Here is a 24,348-nt window from a genome sequence, read left to right on the forward strand (position 1 = left end):
CAAAAAATTGTTAGTCTATTCATTTTAACCTGTGTGTTGGCAAGTTTTACAACCGGTTGTCTTTCAGATGAGAAAAATACAAATGTTACAGATGAAATAATCCTAATTGACAAACAAACAGAAAATATAGAAATTCAAACAAATGTGCAGGAAAATATTGAACAGTCTGTAAATGAAGAGAAAGAGACTCCTCTGGCTTCTACTACCGATATATCCGATAATGGAGAAAATAATCGCGGTAACCAGGCTCCTGCACCTGAACCAAAAATGAACCTGACAGAAAAATTGCGAATTGGATCATTCAATATTCAGGTATTTGGAGTCTCAAAGGCTGATAAACCGGAAGTAATGGCAGTCCTTGCAGACATCACAAGGACATACGACATAATGGCTATCCAGGAAATAAGGGACAAGTCACAAACAGCCCTTCCTGAACTGGTAGAACTTGTAAACTCTGATGGTTCAAACTATGAATTTGTTGTCAGTGAAAGGATGGGAAGGACCACAAGCAAAGAACAATACGCCTACGTCTACAACACTGACACGATATTAATTACAAGCGAAGCATTGTCCTACCCTGAACCAGAAGGAACAGATCCGTTCCACAGGCAACCTTACATTGCCTCTTTCAGGGCGGTCAATGGAAATTATGATGCTGTTCTAATAGTGGTCCACACAGATCCTGATGAGGCCACCGAAGAAATAAATGCCCTGGATGAAGCCCTTGCACACGCACAGAACGTCTACCCGGAGGAGCAGGATTTCATCATCCTGGGAGATTTCAATGCTGACGGTTCGTACTTCAATGAAGATTCTACCTCAGATCTTGATGACTACTACTGGGTAATTGACGACACTCAGGATACCACCACAAAGGCAACGGACTATACTTATGATAGAATAATCCTGACAGACGACAGTGACTTTACAGGAGAGTTCGGGGTCTTCAGATATGATCTGGAATACAATTTAACATATGATGAAACTGTGGCAGTATCTGATCATTACCCAGTCTATGCAGAGTTCATTGCAGTTAATGACAGGGATTAACTCCCTTCTTTTAATTTTTATTTATCGTCATCAACTGCTTGAGAACAATTGAAATTGAAAATTGTTGAAGAAAAAAAGAACATGCACCCGGAGTGCATGCTATTTTACTGAAGAATTATTTAAAGAGCTGGGAACCAGCCATCTTTGCCTGTTCCATGAGTTCGGTGTTTTCCTTTACCTCACCGGGTGCATGGTGACCTATATCCACAAAAGTTCCTTGGACATCCATTCCGAACATTTGCAGTACTCGGGAGAATTCCTCATATACAGATGTAAAAGCTTCAGCATCAGGAGCACCCTGTGCACCTACTATCACAGCTTTTTTACCGGCATCCAGACGTGAGCTGAAATCAGGGTTAATAAGAGCAAAACAGCGATCAATGAACTGTCTCATCTGACCTGTGAACTGGAAGAAGTATATTGGTGATCCAAATACAAACCCGTCTGCATTCTTTAAAGCTTCATAGGCTTTTGTCATGTCATCATTAAGCTTGCATTCATCCACAGCTCTGCAATAATTACACCCCTGGCATCCTTTTATATCCATATCATTAATATAGAACTTCTCGACATCAGCACCTGCTTCTACTGCTCCATCAAGAACCTGCTGGACAAGCATATCGGTGTTTCCATTCTTTCTTGGACTTCCAACAAAACCTACTACCTTCATTTGAATCATTTCCTTTTACCTATAAGTGATTACTTTTTTGAAAAGTATTCGAATGCTAAATGAGCTTATGCTATATTTAAATTCCACACACACTTTTTTTTACGACAAAACCTAGAAAATATAGTCGTTTCAGGCACAAAACGCACCCGGAGATAACACCAAGAGTCGAGTATTGCTTACTTATTTTGAGAAAAGGAGTATTTCTGTAATGGAAGCAGTGCGCCAATGCAGAATTGAATATAGCGATCAGAAATGAAATTTGTAACTATTCAGCCTGGCACGATTTGCCTATTGGTACTGATTTCATCGAAATAGAGATGTCTGCTCACTAACAATCTAACAATCAAAAAAGCAATCAATAGCAACAATCAAAATAAATGATCCTAATGAAATTTACGTTTCAACTTTTTGTCAAGATTGTTATTGATAGCGTTTTTATCAGGCTGAATAGTTACTGAAATTTTAAGTAAATATATCAGATGTGTCATATATACACCATAAATTATTAAAACTATCAGATATAATATGGAACTGTTATAGTAAGCATTTGTTCTGAGGTGTGTTTTCTTTCTTCGAATCCTCCTAACTTTCGTACCTCGTCAGTTATTTCGCACACCTCAGAATTAAATTAAATTTATGATTAATCAAATCACATAAATTTATATTGTGGCACACCATATTCCTGCAGGGTGCCTATAATTATGAAACTGAAGTTACTTTTCGTTTATTCCCTCATAATAATATCAACTTTTCTTATAGCAGGTTGCGTCGATGAACAAGTCAAGAATAAAGACGATACGGCAGCGATTCCTGTCATTGTAGATGAAATAGAATTTGCCGAAATTATGGCAGAGGCAAATACAGTATATATTGAAGCACTTGTATCAACAAGCCAGAAAAATGTTTCAGCATCACAGTCCTCTATTGATGAACTTGTAGGCAAGCTCACATATGTATCTGATACATATAGAGAAGCACCACCTGAGATGTATACCAATGATAAAAATTGGGCAAGTGAAATAAAAAGAGCAGTTCTAATAGCGGAATATTCACAGGAAATGCTTGAAGAAGGCGACATTGAAACTGCGCATAGTACTCTTGAAATTATGAGGGACCTTTTCTTCGGCCTGCATGAAAGGAACGATGTTATACATATGGGAGATCTTCTTACTGTATTCCATGCATCGATGGAAGAAGCAATTGATGCTGCAAATGCCAACGATACAGAAATGGTTGCAGCCTATATTCCTACTCTGAAAGAGGAGTGGCAGGCTGTCAAAGATGCTGAAAAACCGGAAAGTGCAGATGATGGATACAAACCTGCTCTTGCTCAGGTTGATAGCGCTATTGGAGTACTAAATTATTCAGTAGCATCAGGTAATTTAACAGATATCAAAACAGAGTCAGAAAATCTCAGGTTGGCATTTGCCAAAGTGTTTGTGAAATATGGTGTTGTAATATCCTGAACACGAAAATAAAAAGAGCGGAAGTGAGGCTGCACTTTTAATTGGTTTAATAAGAGTTACGTCAATCTAAATATTCATGCAAACATAAAATCAATTTACAATCATTGCCCTGAAGGCATCATGTCATCTGAAGGAGCAACACCGTTCTCTTTCCTGTAAGCTTTTCTTTTACACTCATCCATTTTAGGACCTTTGCAATACAAGGCAATGAATCCTTTGCATGCTGCTTGCTTTTCTGACTGGTACTTATTAAAGAATCCACATTTTGAAAGTAGTTCACATTCTACCATAATTAATACTCCATTTAGTGATATGATAATTAATATATTAGATGAGTATTCTATTAATTTTTGGAGTAACAGTGTTAATTGATACTGTTTTTAAAGAAAACAATACAAAGAAAAAAATTATGTATTAACTCTAATTTATATTAATAACAATAAGAAATTTAATTAGGAAATAGTATGTTTAAGTAAGTTTTAATAAAAAAGTAATTGTAGTCATCCCAGCAAATCAAGACCCTGCTTAATAAAAAAGAAAGCAAAAACAAGATAAACCACACCAAGCGCACGGATAGTGTAAAGATAATAGTTGCTTTTCAGGAAATGTCCGGATTTTCCTACAACAAGTGCAAGCAAAATCTTTGAGCCCACAAGAAGAGCATAAAATCCGAAAACAAATAGAACGGTAGCCCATATGTCAACATCAAGTGCCTTGAAAAGAATGGGACCACCAATTGTGATCCAGAACAGATAAGGATGCGGGCTCAGAAAATTGACTAAAATTCCCTTCTTCAATGAATTTCTCTTTTGACTTGCAATGTCAAAATCATTGCTTTCAGATTTAAATGAAGATATCCCAAGATATATCAGGTAAACTGCACCTGACAAACTAATGATAGCAATTACAAAATCCTGGTTTCCAAAATGCGACAGGATCAGTAGAATAGATGAGACTATCAAAATATCTGTTATCAATGGAGATAACGCAACTTTTATCCCCTCTCTTGACCCATGTTGTATACTTTCGGAAATTACCATCGCCAGTAATGGTCCTGGAGAAATACCTGCAGCAAAACCAAGAATTATTCCAGATAACAGGAACTCATTGATAAAAAGCATATTTTAATGGCATATCAGTCAAACAGTTTTAAAGGTTTTGTTTCAAGGACTGATAAGTATTAATAAGCATATATCAAATTATATAAATAGGCAGTACATACAATATACATGAAGTCTAACAGAATTTCCATTAATACACAATTTGAAAGCGATACTCTAAAAGAAATATAAAATTACAGAACAACAGTATTCAGCATTAATAAAGGAATTTGATGAAATGAATATCTCGGATAAGAGTAAAGATCTGATAAAGATTGAAGAATCACTCAAAAGAAGACTGGACTATGAGATGGCAACAGTCAAATGCATGCGTCTTTTACTTGAACCGGATAGCATTGAAAATATCTTACCCCAAATACTTGAAGAAATTCATCAAACTGTTAAAAATAGCAGGTCATATATTTTTAAAAATGAAGATGATCCTGAATTGGGTCTTTGTATGTCACAGACCAATGAGATCGTATCTGAAGGTATCGAACCACAAATAGATAACCCTGATATTCAACACTTACCGTACAGTGAAGGAGCACCGACACTACTACCTATATTTGAAGCAAGGAATCACTTTGCACATAGAGTAGAAGAACTCGATGATCCCGAAAAAACAATTCTTGCTGAGCAAGGTATTCTTTCAGTACTGATAATTCCAATTTTTACAGGTATGGAATTCTGGGGTTTCATTGGATTTGATGATTGTGTAGAAGCTCGTAAATGGCACAAAGACGACATTAACCTCCTAACCGTAATTGCTGATGGCATCGGAGAATCTATTTTTCATAAAAGAGCAGAAAATGAACTAAGAGAAAGCGAAGAGAGATTCAAAGCGCTCCACAACGCATCTTTTGGTGGTATTTTCATTCATGAGGATAATATCATAATTGATTGCAATTTAGGCCTTTCCGAAATGACCGGCTACACACTTGACGAACTAATCGGAATGGATGGACTACTACTTATGGCCGAGAGTTACAGAGGTCAAGTGATAAGCAATATCAATGCAGGTTATGAGGAAGCATATGAAGCAATGGGACGTCGGAAAGACGGTACAGAGTATCCCCTCAGGTTAGAAGCAAAGAACATCCCATACAAAAGAAAAATGGTCAGGGTTGTTGAGTTCAGAGATATAAGCAAACAGAAGCATGCAGAAGAAGCTCTAATACAAAGTGATGCAAAACAGAGCGCAATGATTGCAAACATTTCAGATGTTATAGCTATCATCGATAAGAAGGGAATAAACAGATACAAAAGTCCTAATATCGAAAAATGGTTCGGATGGCAACCAGAAGAGATTGTTGGAATGCCCGCATTAGAAAATATCCATCCTGATGACCGGATCCATACGCAAGAAATAGTTGCTACGATTGTAGACAGGCCAGGTGCTTCAGTAAATGCAGACTTCAGGTATCGTTGTAAGGATGGTAGTTACAAATGGATAGAATTCACAGCCACTAACCTCCTGAAAGATCCAGCCATCATGGGGATTTTATTGAACTACCATGATATCACTGAGCGTAAACAAGCTGAAGATGCCTTGCGCAAAAGTGAAGCGAAGCAGAGTGCAATGATCGCAAACAGTACTGATATAATAGCTATCATTGACAATGACGGAATAAACAGATACAAGAGTCCAAACGTAGAGAAGTGGTTCGGATGGAGAACGAAGGAACTCGTCGGTGCTTCTGTATGGGATAACATTCATCCTGACGAACTGGAGGACGCAAAAAATCTTTTTTCCATGCTCCTTCGCATGCCAGAAGCAGAGAAAACTGCAGAAACCAGATATCTCTGTAAAAACGGCAATTACAAATGGATAGAATTCACAGCTATTAACCTCTTGCACGAACCTGCTATCAATGGAATTATGTTAAATTATCACGACATCACTGAGCGGAAGCTAGCTGAAGATTCTCTGAGAAAAAGTGAAGCTAAATTCAGAAACTACATCGAGAATGCACCATATGGAATTTTTATAGCAAATGAAGACTGGAACTATCTGGAAGTTAACAAGACTGCCTCTGTAATTACAGGATATTCTGAAGGTGAATTGCTGGAAATGACTGGTTATGACCTTATAAGCCCGGAATTCCAGTCCAGGGCACATAAAAGTAACTATGAAGTGAAGGACAGTGGCTTTACAACCGTTGAATTACTTGCCATTCACAAAGACAAAGGTGTTTACTGGATGAGGATAGATGCACTCAAACTTTCAGAAACACGCTATATTGTGTTTGCAAGTGACATTACTGAAAAGAAAAGAGCAGAACACTCTTTGCTCCAGGCTAAAATGCTGGCAGAAGAAAATGACCGTATCAAATCAGAGTTCCTTGCAAATATGAGTCATGAACTGCGTACCCCTCTTACAACCATAATAGGGTTTTCAGATATACTGTGTTCTAATATGTTCGGCAAGCTGAATGAAAAACAGGCCAGACATGTGGCTCATATAAGTAAAAGTGGAAAACACCTTTTAGAAGTTATAAATGATGTTCTTGACTTGTCCAAAATAGAAGCTGGCAAGATGGAACTTGATTGTGAGCACTTCACGGTTTCTGAAACACTTACTGAGATCCGAGCCTCTATGTATCCATTGGCAAATAAGAAAAATATTGACTTAATATTACGGGATGAAATTAACGGTATTGAGATATTTGCTGATAGATTGAAGTTTAAACAAATAATGTTCAACCTACTCAGTAATGCTATTAAATTTACTTCAGATGCAGGAGAAGTCACCGTAATTGGCACCAGAACAGATAATGGTATCCAAATATCTGTTTCAGACACTGGTATTGGAATTCCAGAACACATGAAGGATGATATATTCAATCCTTTTATGCAAATCGATGCATCAAATAAAAGAAAATACGGCGGCACTGGATTGGGACTGGCCCTTGTAAAACGCTTCGTTGAAATGCACAACGGAAAGATATGGCTTGAAACAAAAGAAGAAAAAGGAAGTACTTTTTCATTTACCATAGAAAATCAGGGTTTCTGAATTAATAAGGAAACTAATTCTATTTTTTACTTTAAATAGAATCATATGGAAGTTTTCCATAAATCCCAAAAGCATCATCATCTGCTTCTTTTATCTGATCAAGGACGCATGCAGCATCCTAGAGAATGAGATTGACGGCAGCACAAATATCTGCTTAAGGCATTCCATTGTAATTTCGTCCTTAATTTTCACAAAATTAAACATGGATGCCATCCTGTGATTTCCATGTTCATCCTTTATGGATAATTTACTATAGTTTCATTAAAGAGGATTCACATTGCTGCTTTCAATTGATCCCAAAAATGAGATCAACCGCTTACTGTCATGTATGCTATCATTTGATCAGAACCAATATGAAACAGTATTATGCTGGTGTCAACAACTGAAGAATCAGTAGTCTCAGGAATTGTTACAGTAACCTGATCATCATTGATCGTAAAAGTACCAGAGTTGACATCAATTATCATTTGATCACCTTTATTCATAATTTCATGGTTTTCAGTAATTGGAGAATAGACTGCTGTTGAACCGTGCGAAGAAATAATCAATCTTAGCTCTCCAAGATCCATATCATCACCATTCTGATGTTCAAATAGATATCTAGCATCACCTAATGCTGAAGCCTGAAGTGTCACATGGGGCACAGATTGTGATATACTAGCAGTAGAGGATGATTGCTCACTTGACTGTTCAGAGACTGAAACTTCCTCGGCAGCCGTATCAACCAAAACTACTTCGGTTGGCGTATCTTCAGATTGGGTTTCTTCCAATATCTGGTCCTCATCATCAGTAATAACACCAACATCCTGATCAACTTCTGGTAAGATTTGCTCTGGTGTCTTGTTGTCGTTATCTGCACCTAGGTCAGTATTAGACATGCAGCCGGAACTCATGACAACCACACAGATCATACTAAGGACCAGAAGCAAAATTACATTATTAGTTACATTTGTTTTCAATTGAATACCCCATCCCCATTGGATACTATTTTGTTAATTTGGATACTATTTAATCCTTCTCAAGCATTGTCCTAAATAGGTTAAAGATATCTACTTTTCGCTTAAATATCTCCAACAGCAAAATAGGCTCATAGTAGGCACAGCATGTTACAAAAGCATAAATTAAGAATTAAAACAGGAAAAATACGTTTTAACTTAATTAAAAGTGATTGGGACTAAAAATCCATCTATAGAACAACTTTTAATGCAGTTTATATCATCAAAACACCTTAATAACAATGTTGTTAAATTTGATTTGGTTTTTAGATTTTTGTCCTGATGAGTGCAAGATTTTGTTCTAATATTCTTGAAGATATAGTAAGCTGTCCAAGTACTCACCTTGTCTTTTCGAGTTGTTTTTCAAGAAAATAACCAGTGTTCACAGTTTTGTACATAAACACAAATTGGCAATTTTAGCTATTATTATGCACACGAAGGAAGAATAGTATTATAGCTATTAACCAAACTTTTAATACTAATTGAGTATAACAATACTGTATGGCTAAACCCGAACAAATTCCGATAAAGCATCATCTTTCATCAGAAGAATTACTTAAACATATTAAGTCATTAGAGAAAGACACACGAGTTCTACAACGTTTATATTTTGTTAAACATCGTTATGAAGGAGCTTCTGTTAATGAAGCAGCTAAACTTGTAGGGATATCAAAACCCGTTGCATATCAATGGCAAGAGCGGTGGAATCAAGACGGATATGAAGGATTAAAGCCTAGGTTTTCAGGAGGATGTCCTTCCAAACTCACTGATGATCAAAAAGAAAAACTAAGGGACATGTTACATGAAAGAGATGATTGGTCTACAAAAGAAGTTCAGGAACTCATTTATAATGAATTTAAGGTTCAATACACCATTAAGCAAATACTAGTGATCTTGAAGAAGTTTGGCATGCATCATGCCAAACCATATGCGCATGATTATCGAAGACCACAAAATGCAGAAGATTGTTTAAAAAAAACTTACCGTTAATCGATGATGATTGCGTTATCGGATTTCTTGATGAATCATCTCCCCAAACAACATCAAATACGGTTCGTTTATGGTCTTTCAATAAACCTGCCATCTTCAAAAACACAACCAGGATAAAAGCAAACTCCTTCGGTTTTTATGCATTGAATGGTAATTCTGTTATTGATTTCAAAGAACATTCAACCAAGGAGGATGTATGTTCGTTTTTATCAGCTGTTAAAAACAATAACATGGGAGAGAGAATCGTAATTATTCTCGACAATTTTAGATCACATCGAGCAAAATATACAGTGGAATTTGCACAGGCAAATGATATTGAATTGGTCTATTTACCTCCATATTCACCCGACTTGAATCCAATCGAATTCATCTGGAAAAGTGTCAAAAGAATTATTTCTCGCAATTTTGTGAAAGATCTTGATCATATGAAAAATCTGATTGCTGAGGCGTTTATTGATTGTTCATCAAAGATTAGCTTCGCAAGAAAATGGATTGAGACATTTCTGGATGATAAGTTAAAAATATTAAGTTAGTAACTATAATTGTGAGTTCCTTGGCAACAGTTATTGTTTCAGTGTAGGTGCCATCATTTACAAGAATGGTATCACCTGAACTTGCAGCTGTAACTGCATCATTTATTGTGGTGAAGTCATATCCGGAACTACCTACGGTGTGTGTAGCAGCGGATACTGTTCCGATACATGAGAGTAATATCAACGATACGATCGAATATCTGATAATGAGTAACTTTTTTGAATCCATTTTTAGCACCAGTTTATAGCAACAATCCACAAAAAAATATATACTTGTATTTTATATAACAAACAGCATAATATTTAAGCATTTATTTGAGAAGCAGCAGTAACTCCTTATATATTCAAATTCAGAAAAAACGTTCATTTTACTTCCTCTCAAAGAATTGTATTTACAGAATTGAAAGAAAACCTGCCCTCAATTAAAAATAATTCTACCCATTACAAAAGCACATATGCAATCATATCTGCGTTTACCTGTGGTTCGGAATTACTTAATAATAGGATGTCTACAAAATAGATTATTTGCTATTAAGTTAAGAAATTAATTCTACTAAACAAAAAACAACATTTCAAAAAAGATTTCGACGCTGAGGAAGAGATTCGAACTCTTGCAGCGCGTTAGCACTACCGGTTTTCAAGACCGGCGCCGTAGTCCACTTGGCTACCTCAGCATGTCGGATGGTTTCTAAATAACAACTTCAGATATAAGGTTTTTGATTCAAAATCGATATTTGACGGTAATTCGTCTTGATTTTGTGAATTTATGTAATTGTTGTGGAGGTGATATATAAAAGTGAAGTAAAAAGAGGAAGATTATTCCTCTGTAGCTTCAGCTTCTTCTTCTGCAGGAGCTTCTGGCTCTTCTGCGACTTCCTCTACCTCAGCTGTTGGAGGAACATATGGGTGTTTCTCAACATATTCAAGGTTAGGGATTCCGAGCTTGTCAATAAGTTCGCTTGCGATGGTCATCTTTGAAACCATCCATCTCTGGTTGAATCCAAGCTCTATAGGAGTAAATACTCTGATAACCTCATCAGTTACTTCTACCTCGATCTCAGGCATACCGGTGTAGAGTGAAAGAAGGCCCTGTGCTTTAGCGATCCTGTCCTCGATCTTCTCTTCGATGGTGTATTCGTATTCTACTTCCTTACCTGCAAGAGCATGGTTGAGGTCTACACGTACTCTGCGGCCAATGATCTGTGAAATGACACCACGCTTTCCGTTAACTTCAACAGGCATTCCCTGGTATGGTCTCTGATCCTTGAACTGCTCGGTGAGCTTTGTAATGGAAACAGTCTCTACAAGTGCAGGGTTGTGTGGACCGAATGCCTTCTCAGGAGCTATGGTAATAGAACCGGAATATCCTACATCCTTGCCTTCAAAATCCTCATCGAGACCTTTGATGGTGTGGCCGGAGCCTACAATAACAATATCCCCGCCGTAAGCACCGCGTGGATTAAAGATACCATGGTCTTTTGCAAGCTGTTCATCGGTTGTGTCAAAGATCTGTCCTTCATTGAACTTACCGGTATAGTTTATTTTTATGAAATCGCCTTTCTCAATTGCCAAATCGATCAACTCAATATTAGTTATTAGATTAATAGTTAGATCTATGAATGAGATCTATGAATGAAATTACCTGCTCGCTATACTCATATGTCTTTAAGAATCTTTTGCCAGCAAAATAAAAAAGAAGAAGGAAAATAGCGAATAATGATCAGAAAGTCTCATCTACAACAATACCCTGGACAAAATCCCTGGCATCATCGTCAAGAAGTGTTATCGATGACTTTGACTCCAGTATCTCATCAAAACCGAAGAACATATTCTCAAAAGGGACTCTGGTATCATGCCAATCCATCTTCCTGCTGTGGCTCAGGACACCTTTGCCTTCCCGATACTTGTAATTATCCCGAACCCTGCCAACTGCCACCTGTTTGTCGCACATCAGAGGAATAACAATGAGATCATAGATCCTTATATCTTTGATGAAATGCAGCAAATCCTTAGCCCACACCTCAAGCAAGTCATCCGGGGGTGAAGTGAGTCTGGCAAGCAGGGCTTTTTTCATCTGCTCTATTCTTTCGAACTCATCGAACTTATGCATAGTAGCATCGAATTGCTTCACTTCCTCGTCAAACTTCTCAAGCTTAGTGTTAAGCCGTTTCATCTTCTTCACTACTTCAGGCCTATCCGCAGAACAATCCATATTTTGAATGGCATCCTCGAACTCTTTCCTGAACCTTTGGTCAAAATCCCGGAACTTATCCCCAAAATGCATATATTTCTTGTAATTTGGAGGATGGTGCTTCATATCCATAAGCTCATTCCCGAACAGGTCCGTAACATGCATGTTCAGGTCAAATGAAATGAAATCTCTTTCAATACAGGTCTTCTCCTGCTCATCACAATAGCCTGTCCGTACTACCCATACATTGTTTCTGTGTTCGTGTACCATATCTCTCACCATAACGGATAATATTAGATAATAGTTAGATATATCTAATAGAATGTGTTTTGTGATAAGCATATTGAACCATAGGCAAAAGACCTACGGGTGCAACATCACCCTGTGAAAAACCCTCATCTTATCAACCTAACAACCAGACATGAAACCTGAAGACTCATATGATATTATCGTTGTGGGAGCAGGACCAGCCGGCTCCACAGCAGCCATGTACGCAGCCCAAAAAGACCTGTCCGTACTTCTGGTGGAAAAGAAGAAGGACATAGGAGTACCACTGCAATGCGGAGGTTTTCTTCCCCATTATCCCATCCTGCAGGAACTCGTACCAAATGCAGAACTGCCTGTAACCCTTGAAGAGATTCCTGCAAACTGTATACATGCAACAGCCTCATACCAGCGCTTTATTGCCCCAAATGGCATATCCAAAGGTTTTGATGTGGATGCCGATGCCATTGACAGAAGACGCTTTGACAAACACCTGGCAAAAGAAGCAGGCAAAGCAGGCGCACATTTACTGATTGGGACGAACGTCACCGAAGTAGATGGCACAAAACTCTTCATGGACGGAGCATTCGGTGAATTCGAAGTAGAAAGCAAGGTACTCATAGGAGCCGACGGCCCCAATTCCATCGTAGCAAAAGCAAACAATATGCTACGTGACAATGACCCCATGGGAACCGGTATAGCCTTTGAGTATGAACTTGGCGGCGTAGACGTTGACAGGGACGCCGTAGAAATGTACTTTGGCAAAGATTACGTTCCCGGCGGATACGCATGGATAATATCCCAGGGTGGAGACACTGCAAACATTGGTGTCGGAATCAGGGAAGCACTCTTCGAACAACATCTCTGTGCCAGGGACTACCTCGAACGTTTCATGTATAAACACCCCATTGCCAGCGAAAAACTAAGTGGAGCATCCATCACTTCGGTTGTAGCAGGACTTGTTCCTGTTGGCGGAGCACCGAAAGTAACTGCAAATCATAACACGCTCCTTGCAGGAGATGCTGCAGGACATATAATCGCAACCAATGGCGGCGGTATATCCACAGCAATGGTAGGAGGAAAACTTGCAGGTGAGACTGCTGCTGACTTCCTTGCAGGCAAATGCCAGCTTCAGGAATACGAAACACGATGGCGCCAGCAGATAGGACTTGAGATAAAGACCGCAGTCTATGTTCGCAAACTCATGGACAGGCTAATGCTTTCCGACAGGCTTATGTCCACAGCCATCAAAATGATAAGTCCTGAGCAGATGAAAGCAATCCAGTGTGGACAGCTTCCTGAACCTGTCAGGAAGACATTATTAAAGCTGAACGTGGGACTCAGTTAAATGCACATCTTCGTATACGGCACTCTTAAAAAAGGAAGTTCGAACCACCAGTTACTGAATGGTTCCGAATATATCTGCACAACAAGGACAACGGAAAAATACACCATGATCGATCTCGGACGTTTCCCGGGTGTTCTGATGGATGAAAAAACATCACGATCAAATTCACCCATATACGGAGAAGTCTATGAAATCACCCCACAAACCCTTGAAATTCTGGATCATTATGAAGGTGAATGGTACTTCAGGGAAGAAGTGGAACTTGAAACTGGCATCAAATCACTAATGTATTTCCTCAAAAAAATGCCTGCGATCAACTACGAAATAATTCCGAATGGGAACTGGACAAAATAAAAGTAACAGGAGAACACAAATGCCAGACACTGACAACAGTATTCCTATGCTCAAGGATACAATTACTTATGAAGCATATGGCAACCTCTATCTCAACATAACAAACCAGTGCAGTGCAAATTGTGTTTTTTGCATCCGGGAAACCTGCGACGGGGTTTATGGTTACAACCTTCGCCTTTCAAGAGAACCCTCTGAAGACGAGATCATAAAAGAGCTTGAAAGTCTTGACCTTACAAAGTATAATGAAGTTGTTTTTACAGGGTTTGGCGAGCCGACATGTAGATTTGATACAGTGATTCACATAACCAGCTGGCTACACAAAAAAGGAAAACATGTCAGACTGGATACAAACGGCCATGCAGCACTCATGCAGCCTGGAAGGGATGTTGTCACTGAATTGAAAGAAGCAGGCCTTGATGCGGTTTCTGTGAGTCTCAATGCTGAATCGGAAGAGAAATATAATCAATTGTGTAAACCTGAATTTGAAGGTTCATACCAAGCACTCCTTGACTTTGCAAAAAAAGCAATTGATGCCGGGATCAAGACCCGTATGACCGTTGTCACCCAACCGGACATTGACATCAAGGAATGTGAAAGAATAGCAACTGATATGGGTGCTTCTTTCAGGGCAAGATAAGATTCAAATATTAGAAATGTTTGAACAGGTCATCTCTTTTTACACTATGCAATCTCTGCCTGATAAGTGACTTCAGGGATTTGATATCACCTTTTTTAGCACAGATAGGAGCCACCATATCGATCCACTGCTTCCAGGGTGGCAGCATTTCGAGTTTATCGCATATCCCATCCAGAGTTGCATCAAGCTCATTATCCCCTATCTTGTCAGTCTTATTGACCGCCAGGATAATATCAATATCCAGCTCCTTGAACAGCTCAAATATTTCGATATCGATAGGGATTTCATTCCGATCTTCCCATCGCTGTACAATATCAAGGAAAGTCGCACCGTCAATGACCAGTACAGCAATACTTACTCTTTCTGCATTAGTCTCAATATAACGCACGATCTGATCTTTCACAATATCCTGCTTACGGTCCTTCACACCGCTCATGAACCCAAACCCGGGCAGGTCTGTGAGCAGCAGGTCAGAATAGCGTATATGAGTAGGTTTCAGAGTGACACCCGGGCGTTTGCCCACCTTGACGTTCTTTCCTGTTATCTGCTTTAGAACGGAAGATTTACCTACATTTGACCTTCCCGCAAAGAGTATCTCAAAATTAATACCTTCAAAATCATCTAGTTTTTTTGCCATTTTAATCCACTTTAACCTTACGTTTTTCATTTCCGATGGCCTTATCGAACTCACGGAGGAATACTTCAAAAGATTCCTTAGGTATTCTCGCACCAGCAGCAGCAGCATGACCGCCGCCACTACCACCGAATCGTGGGGCTATCCGACGCAAGAGCATGTTCAAATCCACTGTATCCCGCGAGCGCAGACTCATATCATATGCATGTCGTTTATGCCTGTACTCAGCTGAAATGCCCACATCCTTTCTTCCATAAGAAGCAGCGTATATAGCAGACTTTGACATATAACCATTAGGGTCCACCACATATGCCAGATTCTCAAGCGCCTTTACCTCTTTCTTTACATGGATACGCAACTTTTCCTCAAGATCTGCACCTTCCTTTGCATAGTTAAGCACATTAGGAATTTCTGTGGGGATCTTATCCTGTGATAATGGTAAAAGCAGTTTCCTTTTGAAATCATAATTCCTGCCTGCATAGATAAGTGCCTGAATAAGTGTTCCCGCCTGGAAGAACAAACTCCTCTTATCCCAATCACGCAACCATTCTTTTACAGACGGAGTATTATCATAATAGTCCCCTATGGCACCGTATATAGCTACTCTGCGCATATCCCGGCTCAGTCTTTTCTCAAGAACCTTGTATGTGAGTTCTGATGCACAGACAGTCAGGTCATGATGAAGCCAGTCGGCATTTATACATTTCTGAGGCAGAGGATGGTGATCGATATATGTCAGATTCGAATTCTCCGCAATTTCCCCAAGTCGTTTGAAAAGGTCAACACATTTACTCTCATCGACAGCAATATCGCATATAATTACATTTTCATACCCATCGGCAAGATGCAGTTCATCCAATACCCCTATAGGTGATGTAAAATAGACATCAGAATCAGGATAGGCACTCTTTGCAATGGCACCTGAACAGACACCGTCCGAATCCCCATGAGTCAGTATCAAAGAAGACTTGTTATTATTTTCATTGGGTCTGGTCATGGAAGCATCCCACAGATAGTATAAGTGGCACAAAGACAATTGTCTCGATTATTAGAAATTAGAATTATGATTATGTGCGTTATAGTATTTTGTCTTTGGTATTCTTCAGGAACCCACTTATTGAATCCAGAATGTCATATAAGAATTGTAACTTTCCATGATCTTGCTCTTCTTCAGGCATACTTTCATCTGTTTGCGCAGCATCGCCCGCATACTCCGGGTATTCGTCTTCATATGAAGTTTCCACAAGATAATCCTGATAGCCATAAACATCAGCAGATGTTGTTTCACCAGGACTTAGAACATGCATTAACTGTTTTTCAGAATAAATTATTCCTTCATATTCCTTTGAATCCACAAACTTGACCCGGGCTGCAGGTATAACAATGTCCCCTAACTTTTCCATTCGTACTGAATAATCAAGTGAAATGTTAGCGCCTGAACGAAGAACACTGTCCATGCCAGTATTACTGGAAATAAGAACAGCACCTACAGGTAGTTGGTCTGAAATAGCCACATGAGCTGCCCGGTCTCCTTCATTACTGATATCCAGAGAGATATTCACCTGGTCATGTAAGAAAACACTACTATTGGAGATTGACTTATTTATGCTTATGAATGGACCGTGAACAGTCATATTTGAAGAATTCAGCTCTTTGTAGTAAGTCCGCCCCTCATGTTCAACTGTGATCAGGGTCCCATTAAATTTGTAAGTTCCCGGTCTCAAAGCTTTTAGTGAATATTCCAGTGTTTTTGTTTCATACGGGTCAAACGAAAGATTCCATTTTATATCAGAGTCAGGATCAAAAACAAATTCCGGGGGAATAAATTCATTTATACTCACAGATTCCAGGGGAATTTCTTTCAAGTTCTTTATTTTCATTGAGAAATGGGCTCTTTCATCAATATACACTTCATTACTCATTCGTTCTTCAAATTCAAGTGTTGCATCCATCCATGTTATTTTAACAGGTAAAGACCCCGTTGAATTAGAAATAGCGACACTAAGAGTAGTATAAGGAGCAGAGATATCATTACCAGTGATAATTTCAAGAGCTGTTATGTTAAGCCTGTCATCAAAAACACTATTGTTGGATATTTCTGTATTGTTAGCTAATATTGCACCCCACGAATCATGGTAAATACTTGATACCGTGAGCATTACGTAATCATTTTCGTTATCTGTTGGTTTTGCCGGGGAAAAGTCAGAAGCAGTTATGAAATAGCCACTATGGTTAATCTCATCTCCCCAATAAAGAGTATATTCCTGGGCATCCAACCATTCAATTTCATCTGACTGTGCTCCTGCAACAATGCAGGAATTTATTAATAGCACAGCCAGTCCGATGAACAGAATTATTTGCTGCCTCATAAAGTCATTACCTGTCTCTACGTCTGGATATGAAATATACACCGAAAAGTGCCAGTATCATGAAACTTGCTTCAAATCCTGGCTCTACCCTGCTATCATCAACGCTACTGCTATAACCTGAATCCTGATTACTACTACTTACCTGCTGGTCAGTATTATCTGAACTTCCTGAAGTTGCACTCTCCGGGTTTTCTGCCGATGGGTCAAGCACAGTGATTATTGGCATGTTGGATATCTTTTCACCTTTATATTCTTCAAAATCGATGAATGTTGCAGTTGTTTCAGGAAGCTTGAACTCTCCTATTTCATCTACCTGAACAACATAAGAATAAGAATAGGACTTTCCATGCACTGCAACATCATGGAAACTCAGGTCACCACTTACAAATGTTACAGTATCAGGTATGGTTTCAGTAGTAGTTACACTGGCATCATTTGTCCCCTGATTCTTTACAGTAACCTTTACAGTAACCTCATCACCAGGATTTGCAGTTGAAGGACTTACAGCTTTAGTAAGAACAATATCAGGACCATCTATCTGAATACTGGATTTTTCAGAGGTGAAAGTATATTCTTTTCCGTCAGGAGCAGTGAAGGTAGCAGTGGCTGCAGGAACTGAATACTTGCCGGTCTTTGTAGGCTTTAAAGTATATTCGAATATTTTTGCCTTCGTTTCTTTTGAATTGAAAGAAAGTGTAACTTCATTATCAACGTTGTCCTGTATTTCAAGATCATCAGTGTTTGGATTGGTAACAGACACAGAACTCAGGCCATATATCCCATTGTTCCATATACTGACAGAAACATGGGCAGTTTCATCCATATATATCTCTTCGGTGACCGTCTTTCTAATAACAAGTTCTACTGCCGGTTCTATAGTGATAGTTTCCGTTTCAGTATCTTCGAGTATTTCACCATTGATATCTTCGGATTTTGTTGTAACTGTGATATCCACATCCGTTTCTTCCCAGTAATGTGGAATTTCCAGTTCGATCTCTATAGGCTCTAGTATTTCATCCTCGTCTATAGAAATAAAATGATGGCTTGACTTGCTATCAACAAATTCCATCCCATTCACATCTATTTCCACATCCATATTGTATGCTTTGGCATCACCTTCGTTCTCGATACCAATTGTTGTGACTATAGTTTGATGGGAAACAGTTCGTGGATCATATGTATCCTTTTCAGGTTCAATTGAAATGTCCATCTCAGGTATGCCCCTTTCATAAACCTCTATAGCTGTTTTGGGGTTTTCCATATTACCTGTCCATTCATCGAGGTTGAGAGTTACAGACTTTACAAAGATACGCAGATCATCTCCTTTTTCAGTATCGAGGAATTCAAATCCTTCGCCTGCACGTGCAGGAGATTTCTTTTGCAGTTGACCATCACGATAAATGCCGATACTTACAAAACCATCTTCATTGAAATCTTCAGCTTTTATGGTATAGTCACTTGATGTTAATGTACCGCCCCAATTAAGGGTTCCACTTGCATCAGTACTATCACTCCATTCGATATCATCCAGTTCGTATGCCATTGCAGATGAACTAAACAAAATCAAAACAATAAACAACAGAGAGAAAACTTCTTTTGCTAACATAAAAATACCAGATATAGATTAATGAAAATTATTTGTTTTTAGGGGACAAGGATTTAAATCCTTGCAATTGGGAAGGTCGGTCAAGAGCTCTGGTTCTGGAAGTCGATTCTGGAAGATTCATAAATGAAGGTTGGCTAATCATGCCAAAAGCATGATCAACGGTCACCAGAGAACTCCTGAACCCTGATTCAATTAGCCTTTCCTGGTGATCCTGGTTGAAAGCATTATAATCAACTTTGGATTCATTGCGCTTTTTTTCAGCTTCTTTTTTAGAAAGACCGGCGTTCATATCCCTTTCTTTAGCTTTTATGCCGCCTTCTTTGCCTTTTGTGTACTGTTCTTTGACCAGATTATCAAGTCCAGCCTCTTTGGCAAGATCCTCAAGCATAGAATATCGCTCACTGACCCATCCGAGTTCAGAATGTTTATGGTACCCTACCTCAAATCCAAGATCATAGGCATTTTTAGAGAGTTCAGCTACCTCGGAATCAGTAAGCTGGGTTTTCTCTTCTTTTTTCGCAAAGAATCGTACCATTCGCAAACACCATCATTCAATAAGATCAGTAACTACAAGTCCCTTGTCACTGAAATTTACCGAGCGCATATTACAATCATGCTGCGTACCCCTCATCTTAATTACCTGTAGTGCACGAGTCATTGTTTTATCATAGAGGAAATTATGCATGAAAATCACTCCGTGGGCTGCAAACTGTTCCGTAGAGTAAGCTCCTGGATCAGTCATTTCGGAAATGAGTATAGTAGTGCAACCAAGCTTCTTAAGATTCCTGATGAAACGGCTCATTTCTTTTTCCTGCAGGGACATATCTCTTGTAGTGAACCTTATTGCTGAGACAGAGTCTATAACCAGCCTTTTTACATCATATTCTGATACATAGGCAGCTATTTCCCTGAATACCATAGCAGGTGAAGGAGCTTCATGTTCTGCTGAAGTTGCTGATACTTCATAATCCGGAGTGATATATTCACTCATTTCATCCATGAAGCCATATTCCATTCGTGGACCAAGGTCCGCAAAAAGCAATTTTTTCATTTTTATGAGAGGTAACACGCTAAGAGAATAGTTTGACATATCGTCAATAATATTCTGCGGACTTTCGAGCAATGTCACATAAAGACCTACTTCCCCAAGTGCTGCACCATGCGCAAGGTACTGCACGGAAAAAGTCGTCTTCCCGCTACCCGGTGGACCGCTTACCAGATAAACACGCTCTGCAAGTAACCCGCCTTGCACCATTTCGTCAAAACCTTCTATGCCTGTCTTTATCCTCATGAGCTACCCTCTAATATTTATTATTCTGATATAATATATTATTTATATATAAATATACATTTCACCTATTTGAATGCTTCGATTGTATAAACATCTATAAAATAAAATGAAACGAATAATTAGTGTGAGAATTATGTAATTATTTTCCGACAGGTTCAAATTGATTCAAAATTATTCCTGTTCTATGCAATTAAAACAGATTATTCCCATTCTCGAAGAAATAGCTCCTCCTGAGCTTGCTGAAGATTTTGATATTGGAAGAATAGGGCTTACGCTGAACCTGGAAAATGATGTTAGTAAGATAACTGTTGCCCTGGACCCTACCGAATATGTACTTAACAGAGCTACCAAGATAGGTGCAGACTTACTCATCACACACCATACACTTATTTTCCACCCCATCAACTGTATTGACAAAAAACTGGCAGACAGCCTCAAAATAGCAATTGACAATGGAATATCACTATATTCCATGCACACGAATTTTGATAAAGCAAAAGGTGGCATAAATGATGCTCTTGCAAACAGGCTGGGCCTATCAGACATAAAGGAAACTCCCATTGGCAGAATAGGAACAATTACTCCATGTTCAATAGAGACTTTTGCTAACCATGTTTCAAAGAGCCTTAACACACACATACAATATACAGGCAACAAAGAAGAAATAAAGAAAGTAATGGTTTTCGGAGGCAGTGGTTTCAGGTCAGAGTATATTGAAACAGCAAGAGAATACGGTGCAGATGCTTATGTATCATCGGAAATTAAACACGATATAATACGCTCGTTCAGTGACATGCTTCTTGTGGATGCAACACATTATGCCACGGAAAATCCGGGTATGCAGGACCTTTGTCCAAGACTTGCAGAAAAATTGAAACTCGATGTGGAATTCATAGACCATGACCCCCTTATCAAAACCATCTGAGAGCCTGTGATCACATGCCAGCAGAAGATGAAATGAAAAATAATGATATCGGTGAAGATGAACTCGAGGAGTTATTTGAAAAACAACTTCAGAAAAAAGGGGACCAAAAGCACCGCGGATATGGTGATTATGAAAGAAGAAGGATATACAGGGGACCCGATGTCAAAAGGGACCCTGAATAAAACCTAATTGGACAAATCATATTGTCGATTATCGATAACCTGCTTACCACATCTCTCAGGAACTATTGTTAGTTCCCCACCTTCAAATTCATTTCTCAATGGGTCACTTTTAGCTATCCGGTCCAGAGTGACAGCAACGGCTGCAACTTCAGAATGTGGTTGGTTGCCAACTGCGACATTCCAGTCAGCCATCTCATATATTTCAAATGGGACCTTTTCCGCACCAACAACGATCATAAGTTTGTCGCATTGACGAATCTCAGGAACGGCGTCCGGCAGGTTTATCCCGTACATGGACAAATGACAGATCTTTCCGCCGTCTTCTTTCCATTTCTTTATTTCAGACTTCCAGTTGACATCGTTCTTAACGTAGAAGTCACCGCCCCATCTTGTTGAAACATCATCTATGTTACCGGCAAGTTTCTTATCCTCGGATGCCAGAAGCATACCTTCTGCACCAAAGGCTCTTGCTGTAAGGCCCACGTGTGTGGTTATCCTCTTGTCTCTCTGAGGACGGTGGCCAAGTCTTAGTATTACTATCTGTTCAGGCATAGATATCAGACTTCTGTAACATCTGCTACTTTCTCAAGAAGCATACCCTCAACGATTATGGGAAGATTCTCTCTTGCACTTTTAATAGCTTCTGCGAGTTTTTCTTCTTTCTCAGCATATATTGTCAGAACAGGTTGTCCTTCTTCGACAGACTGACCACGTTTCTTGTGGATCATAACACCTGCACCCTTATCATTTGGTGCACCCGCAAGTCTTGCTATCTGAACTATGCGTTTGTTGTAGAATTCGAGAATATAGCCGTTTGTAGGGGCTGTCAGGTCTGCAGTGAACTCACCGACCTTAATATCTTTGTGAGTTACATCCGGATTGCCGCCCTGTATCTCAATTATTTCTTTCAATTTTGCCAGAGCTTTACCATTCTTCAATGTCTCGATGGCAAGTTCGCGGCCCTGTCCTTTGGCAGCAACCCCGCCCATTTCAAGAAGCATGCCTGCAAGTACAGCGCTCTTTTCTATGAGACTGTTGGGACCTTCCATTGTTTCAAGGACTTTGAGAGCCTCTATTACTTCTAGTGCCGGGCCTACGGTCCTTCCTACAGGAGATGCACCATACGTAAGTGCGCAATCTACGTCCATACCAAGGCGTTCACCAAGACTTATGAGGTCTCTGGCAAGCTTTCTTCCGGCCTTGACATCAGGTAGTTTAGTGCCTGCACCGGTGGGAAGATCCATAACAACCTTCTGAGCGCCAACTGCACCTTTTTTAGCCATAATGGAAGCCAGCAACTGGCAGTGTGGGTCTATGGAAAGAGGATATTCGATCTTTATTAGTTTGTCATCTGCAGGTGCTATATTAGTAGCACCACCCCAGACAATGACACCGCCTACTTTTTCTGTCATTTCCTTTATCTGCTGGGCAGTGAACTCCACCGGAGCAAGTATCTCCATAAGATCTGCTGTGCCTCCAGCACCGGTTATAGCACGAGAGCTGGTCTTTGGGATAAGCAGGCCGTTAGCTGCAACGATCGGAACAATAAGAAGAGATATCTTATTACCAGGCACACCACCGATTGAATGTTTGTCCATTATAGGAGAGGTGCTGAATTCTATACGCTCGCCGGTCTCTATCATTGCCTTTGTGAGCCATTCGGTCTCATCTTCACTCATATCCTTAATGTAAGTGGCAGTAAGGAAAGCTGCAAGTTCGATATCGTTGAGATTTTCCTCAACTATATCCTTTACAAGCTCGTATATCTCGTCCCTTTCAAGCTTGTGCCCATCCATCACTTTCCTGATAATGTGGGTGGATGTTGGTTTTTCTGCAGGTTCAACTTCTACAGTTTCTGTCCATTCCCTCTGCAACCGTTCCTGCACCTCGTGATACAGTCCTATCATTCCCGGAGAAATCATGTCCTCTGTAAAATCAACAATTGCCGTAAGGATTGTGTGGTCTTTGACCCTTACCCTGTCGCCCTCGTTAACTCCCAATTCCTTGGCGTCAATTGTATTCAACACCACTTTATATTTGCCGACTTTGATATCGATAGGCTGTACTTTTAGCTGCATTGTTCCACCTTTATTTTATACAGAACATGCGCTAAGGGATAAATAGGTTTATGGTGAGTTTTGGAAATTGAATAGGAATATTGAACTCGGATACTTGCTTTTATGCCAAGACTTCACACCCACCACTGCACTTAAAGCCCACAAATTATAATACTGCCTCATGAACGCCTTTATGCAAATGGCCATAGAAGAAGCACGTCACGGTATGGAACACGATCACGGAGGACCATTCGGGGCGATTATCGTGAAGGACGGCAAGGTATTATCCAGGACCCACAATGAAGTGTTGAGAAGCAATGATCCTACTGCACATGCAGAGATACTTGCCATAAGGCAGGCATCTACTGTTCTGGAAAGATTTGACCTTTCGGACTGTGAGATATATACAAGTTCACAGCCGTGTCCAATGTGTCTTGCAGCAATTTACTGGGCACGCATAAAGACCGTGTATTACGGCTCCGATAAAGATGATGTTGCCCTTATTGGTTTTGATGACAATCTTTTTTATGAGTATATTCGGGGAGAAAGTCAGGATAGTGGAATAAAGCTGATTAATATTGAGAGGGAGGAAGCCCTTAAGTTGCTCAGGCAGTGGTCTGAAAAGGATGATAAACAGACTTACTGATATGAGTTTGCTTGAATTTAAGCT

24 protein-coding genes, 1 tRNA gene and 1 pseudogene are annotated in these 24,348 nt (G+C 39.5%); 10 read left to right on the forward strand and 16 right to left on the reverse strand.

Annotated features, from left to right (window positions below):
* The first annotated feature begins 36 nt into the window (after positions 1–36).
* On the forward strand, positions 37–1,050 hold the full coding sequence (locus WN948_RS01805; RefSeq protein ID WP_342305288.1) for an endonuclease/exonuclease/phosphatase family protein: 1,014 nt from the start codon (positions 37–39) through the stop codon (positions 1,048–1,050).
* A 115-nt stretch (positions 1,051–1,165) separates the two neighbouring features.
* Here WN948_RS01805 and WN948_RS01810 read toward each other — a convergent pair whose 3' ends face one another.
* Positions 1,166–1,729 carry a flavodoxin family protein gene (locus WN948_RS01810; RefSeq protein ID WP_342305289.1) on the reverse strand — a complete coding sequence of 188 codons (564 nt, stop codon included), beginning with the start codon at positions 1,727–1,729 and terminating at the stop codon, positions 1,166–1,168.
* 692 nt (positions 1,730–2,421) lie between these two features.
* Between WN948_RS01810 and WN948_RS01815 the strand changes: the two genes are divergently transcribed.
* Positions 2,422–3,186, forward strand: coding sequence for a hypothetical protein (locus WN948_RS01815; protein ID WP_342305291.1), 765 nt, complete (start codon positions 2,422–2,424; stop codon positions 3,184–3,186).
* 101 nt (positions 3,187–3,287) lie between these two features.
* Here WN948_RS01815 and WN948_RS01820 read toward each other — a convergent pair whose 3' ends face one another.
* Positions 3,288–3,476, reverse strand: a complete 189-nt coding sequence (locus WN948_RS01820; RefSeq protein ID WP_342305292.1) for a hypothetical protein — start codon at positions 3,474–3,476, stop codon at positions 3,288–3,290.
* Positions 3,477–3,686: 210 nt separating this feature from the next.
* Positions 3,687–4,307: a LysE family translocator gene (locus WN948_RS01825; RefSeq protein ID WP_342305293.1), complete on the reverse strand. Its 621-nt coding sequence runs from the start codon at positions 4,305–4,307 to the stop codon at positions 3,687–3,689.
* Positions 4,308–4,524: 217 nt separating this feature from the next.
* Between WN948_RS01825 and WN948_RS01830 the strand changes: the two genes are divergently transcribed.
* Positions 4,525–7,302 carry a PAS domain S-box protein gene (locus WN948_RS01830; RefSeq protein WP_342305295.1) on the forward strand — a complete coding sequence of 926 codons (2,778 nt, stop codon included), beginning with the start codon at positions 4,525–4,527 and terminating at the stop codon, positions 7,300–7,302.
* Positions 7,303–7,610: 308 nt separating this feature from the next.
* On the opposite strand, the gene WN948_RS01835 is transcribed toward WN948_RS01830, so the two are convergent.
* Positions 7,611–8,261 carry a hypothetical protein gene (locus WN948_RS01835; protein ID WP_342305296.1) on the reverse strand — a complete coding sequence of 217 codons (651 nt, stop codon included), beginning with the start codon at positions 8,259–8,261 and terminating at the stop codon, positions 7,611–7,613.
* Between the two features lie 537 nt (positions 8,262–8,798).
* On the opposite strand from WN948_RS01835, the pseudogene WN948_RS01840 reads away from it, so the two are divergent.
* A pseudogene (locus tag WN948_RS01840) lies at positions 8,799–9,820 on the forward strand (IS630 family transposase).
* Here the strand turns inward: WN948_RS01840 and WN948_RS01845 are convergent.
* The 4 genes from WN948_RS01845 to WN948_RS01860 form a co-directional block, all read right to left on the reverse strand.
* Positions 9,759–10,049, reverse strand: coding sequence for a hypothetical protein (locus tag WN948_RS01845; RefSeq protein WP_342305297.1), 291 nt, complete (start codon positions 10,047–10,049; stop codon positions 9,759–9,761). The pseudogene WN948_RS01840 and the gene WN948_RS01845 overlap by 62 nt on opposite strands.
* A 359-nt stretch (positions 10,050–10,408) precedes the next feature.
* A tRNA-Ser gene (locus tag WN948_RS01850) sits at positions 10,409–10,494 on the reverse strand.
* 142 nt (positions 10,495–10,636) lie between these two features.
* Positions 10,637–11,392 carry a peptidylprolyl isomerase gene (locus WN948_RS01855; RefSeq protein ID WP_342305298.1) on the reverse strand — a complete coding sequence of 252 codons (756 nt, stop codon included), beginning with the start codon at positions 11,390–11,392 and terminating at the stop codon, positions 10,637–10,639.
* A 148-nt stretch (positions 11,393–11,540) separates the two neighbouring features.
* A complete protein-coding gene (locus tag WN948_RS01860) occupies positions 11,541–12,281 on the reverse strand; it encodes a hypothetical protein (protein ID WP_342305299.1) in 741 nt (246 codons plus the stop codon).
* Between the two features lie 151 nt (positions 12,282–12,432).
* Here WN948_RS01860 and WN948_RS01865 point away from each other — a divergent pair, with 151 nt between their 5' ends.
* From WN948_RS01865 to WN948_RS01875, 3 genes are read left to right on the forward strand one after another with little or no spacing between them, the layout of a single operon-like run.
* Positions 12,433–13,623 carry a geranylgeranyl reductase family protein gene (locus WN948_RS01865; protein WP_342305300.1) on the forward strand — a complete coding sequence of 397 codons (1,191 nt, stop codon included), beginning with the start codon at positions 12,433–12,435 and terminating at the stop codon, positions 13,621–13,623.
* The gene (locus tag WN948_RS01870; RefSeq protein WP_342305301.1) at positions 13,624–13,977 is read left to right on the forward strand and encodes a gamma-glutamylcyclotransferase family protein; all 354 of its coding nucleotides are present in this window, start codon (positions 13,624–13,626) and stop codon (positions 13,975–13,977) included. It abuts the gene before it with no gap.
* Positions 13,978–13,996: 19 nt separating this feature from the next.
* Positions 13,997–14,614, forward strand: coding sequence for a TatD family nuclease-associated radical SAM protein (locus WN948_RS01875; RefSeq protein ID WP_342305302.1), 618 nt, complete (start codon positions 13,997–13,999; stop codon positions 14,612–14,614).
* Positions 14,615–14,624: 10 nt separating this feature from the next.
* Here the strand turns inward: WN948_RS01875 and engB are convergent, their stop codons facing one another.
* The 6 genes from engB to WN948_RS01905 form a co-directional block, all read right to left on the reverse strand.
* Positions 14,625–15,251 carry a GTP-binding protein EngB gene (gene engB / locus WN948_RS01880; RefSeq protein ID WP_342305303.1) on the reverse strand — a complete coding sequence of 209 codons (627 nt, stop codon included), beginning with the start codon at positions 15,249–15,251 and terminating at the stop codon, positions 14,625–14,627.
* A gap of 1 nt (position 15,252) precedes the next feature.
* Positions 15,253–16,245 carry a DHHA1 domain-containing protein gene (locus WN948_RS01885; protein ID WP_342305304.1) on the reverse strand — a complete coding sequence of 331 codons (993 nt, stop codon included), beginning with the start codon at positions 16,243–16,245 and terminating at the stop codon, positions 15,253–15,255.
* 79 nt (positions 16,246–16,324) lie between these two features.
* Complete coding sequence (locus WN948_RS01890) at positions 16,325–17,617, reverse strand: hypothetical protein (RefSeq protein WP_342305305.1); 1,293 nt, start codon at positions 17,615–17,617, stop codon at positions 16,325–16,327.
* A 7-nt stretch (positions 17,618–17,624) separates the two neighbouring features.
* Positions 17,625–19,223 carry a BatD family protein gene (locus tag WN948_RS01895; RefSeq protein ID WP_342305306.1) on the reverse strand — a complete coding sequence of 533 codons (1,599 nt, stop codon included), beginning with the start codon at positions 19,221–19,223 and terminating at the stop codon, positions 17,625–17,627.
* Positions 19,224–19,251: 28 nt separating this feature from the next.
* Positions 19,252–19,758, reverse strand: a complete 507-nt coding sequence (locus WN948_RS01900) for a hypothetical protein (RefSeq protein WP_342305308.1) — start codon at positions 19,756–19,758, stop codon at positions 19,252–19,254.
* A 12-nt stretch (positions 19,759–19,770) separates the two neighbouring features.
* Positions 19,771–20,514 carry an ATPase domain-containing protein gene (locus WN948_RS01905; RefSeq protein WP_342305309.1) on the reverse strand — a complete coding sequence of 248 codons (744 nt, stop codon included), beginning with the start codon at positions 20,512–20,514 and terminating at the stop codon, positions 19,771–19,773.
* A 184-nt stretch (positions 20,515–20,698) separates the two neighbouring features.
* Here WN948_RS01905 and WN948_RS01910 point away from each other — a divergent pair, with 184 nt between their 5' ends.
* Together WN948_RS01910 and WN948_RS01915 are read left to right on the forward strand one after the other, a co-directional pair.
* Positions 20,699–21,439, forward strand: a complete 741-nt coding sequence (locus WN948_RS01910; protein WP_342305310.1) for a Nif3-like dinuclear metal center hexameric protein — start codon at positions 20,699–20,701, stop codon at positions 21,437–21,439.
* Between the two features lie 32 nt (positions 21,440–21,471).
* Entirely contained in the window at positions 21,472–21,621 is a 150-nt protein-coding gene (locus WN948_RS01915; RefSeq protein WP_342305311.1) for a hypothetical protein, read from the forward strand.
* A 3-nt stretch (positions 21,622–21,624) separates the two neighbouring features.
* Here the strand turns inward: WN948_RS01915 and WN948_RS01920 are convergent, their stop codons facing one another.
* Entirely contained in the window at positions 21,625–22,173 is a 549-nt protein-coding gene (locus tag WN948_RS01920) for a tRNA (cytidine(56)-2'-O)-methyltransferase (protein ID WP_342305312.1), read from the reverse strand.
* A gap of 5 nt (positions 22,174–22,178) precedes the next feature.
* Positions 22,179–23,699 (reverse strand): AMP phosphorylase, encoded by a 1,521-nt coding sequence (locus WN948_RS01925; RefSeq protein ID WP_342305313.1) that lies wholly within the window; start codon positions 23,697–23,699, stop codon positions 22,179–22,181.
* A 172-nt stretch (positions 23,700–23,871) separates the two neighbouring features.
* Between WN948_RS01925 and WN948_RS01930 the strand changes: the two genes are divergently transcribed.
* The gene (locus tag WN948_RS01930) at positions 23,872–24,324 is read left to right on the forward strand and encodes a nucleoside deaminase (RefSeq protein WP_342305314.1); all 453 of its coding nucleotides are present in this window, start codon (positions 23,872–23,874) and stop codon (positions 24,322–24,324) included.
* The last annotated feature ends 24 nt before the right edge of the window (positions 24,325–24,348 follow it).

The organism is Methanolobus sp. ZRKC5, from assembly GCF_038446525.1.
Classification (GTDB): domain Archaea; phylum Halobacteriota; class Methanosarcinia; order Methanosarcinales; family Methanosarcinaceae; genus Methanolobus.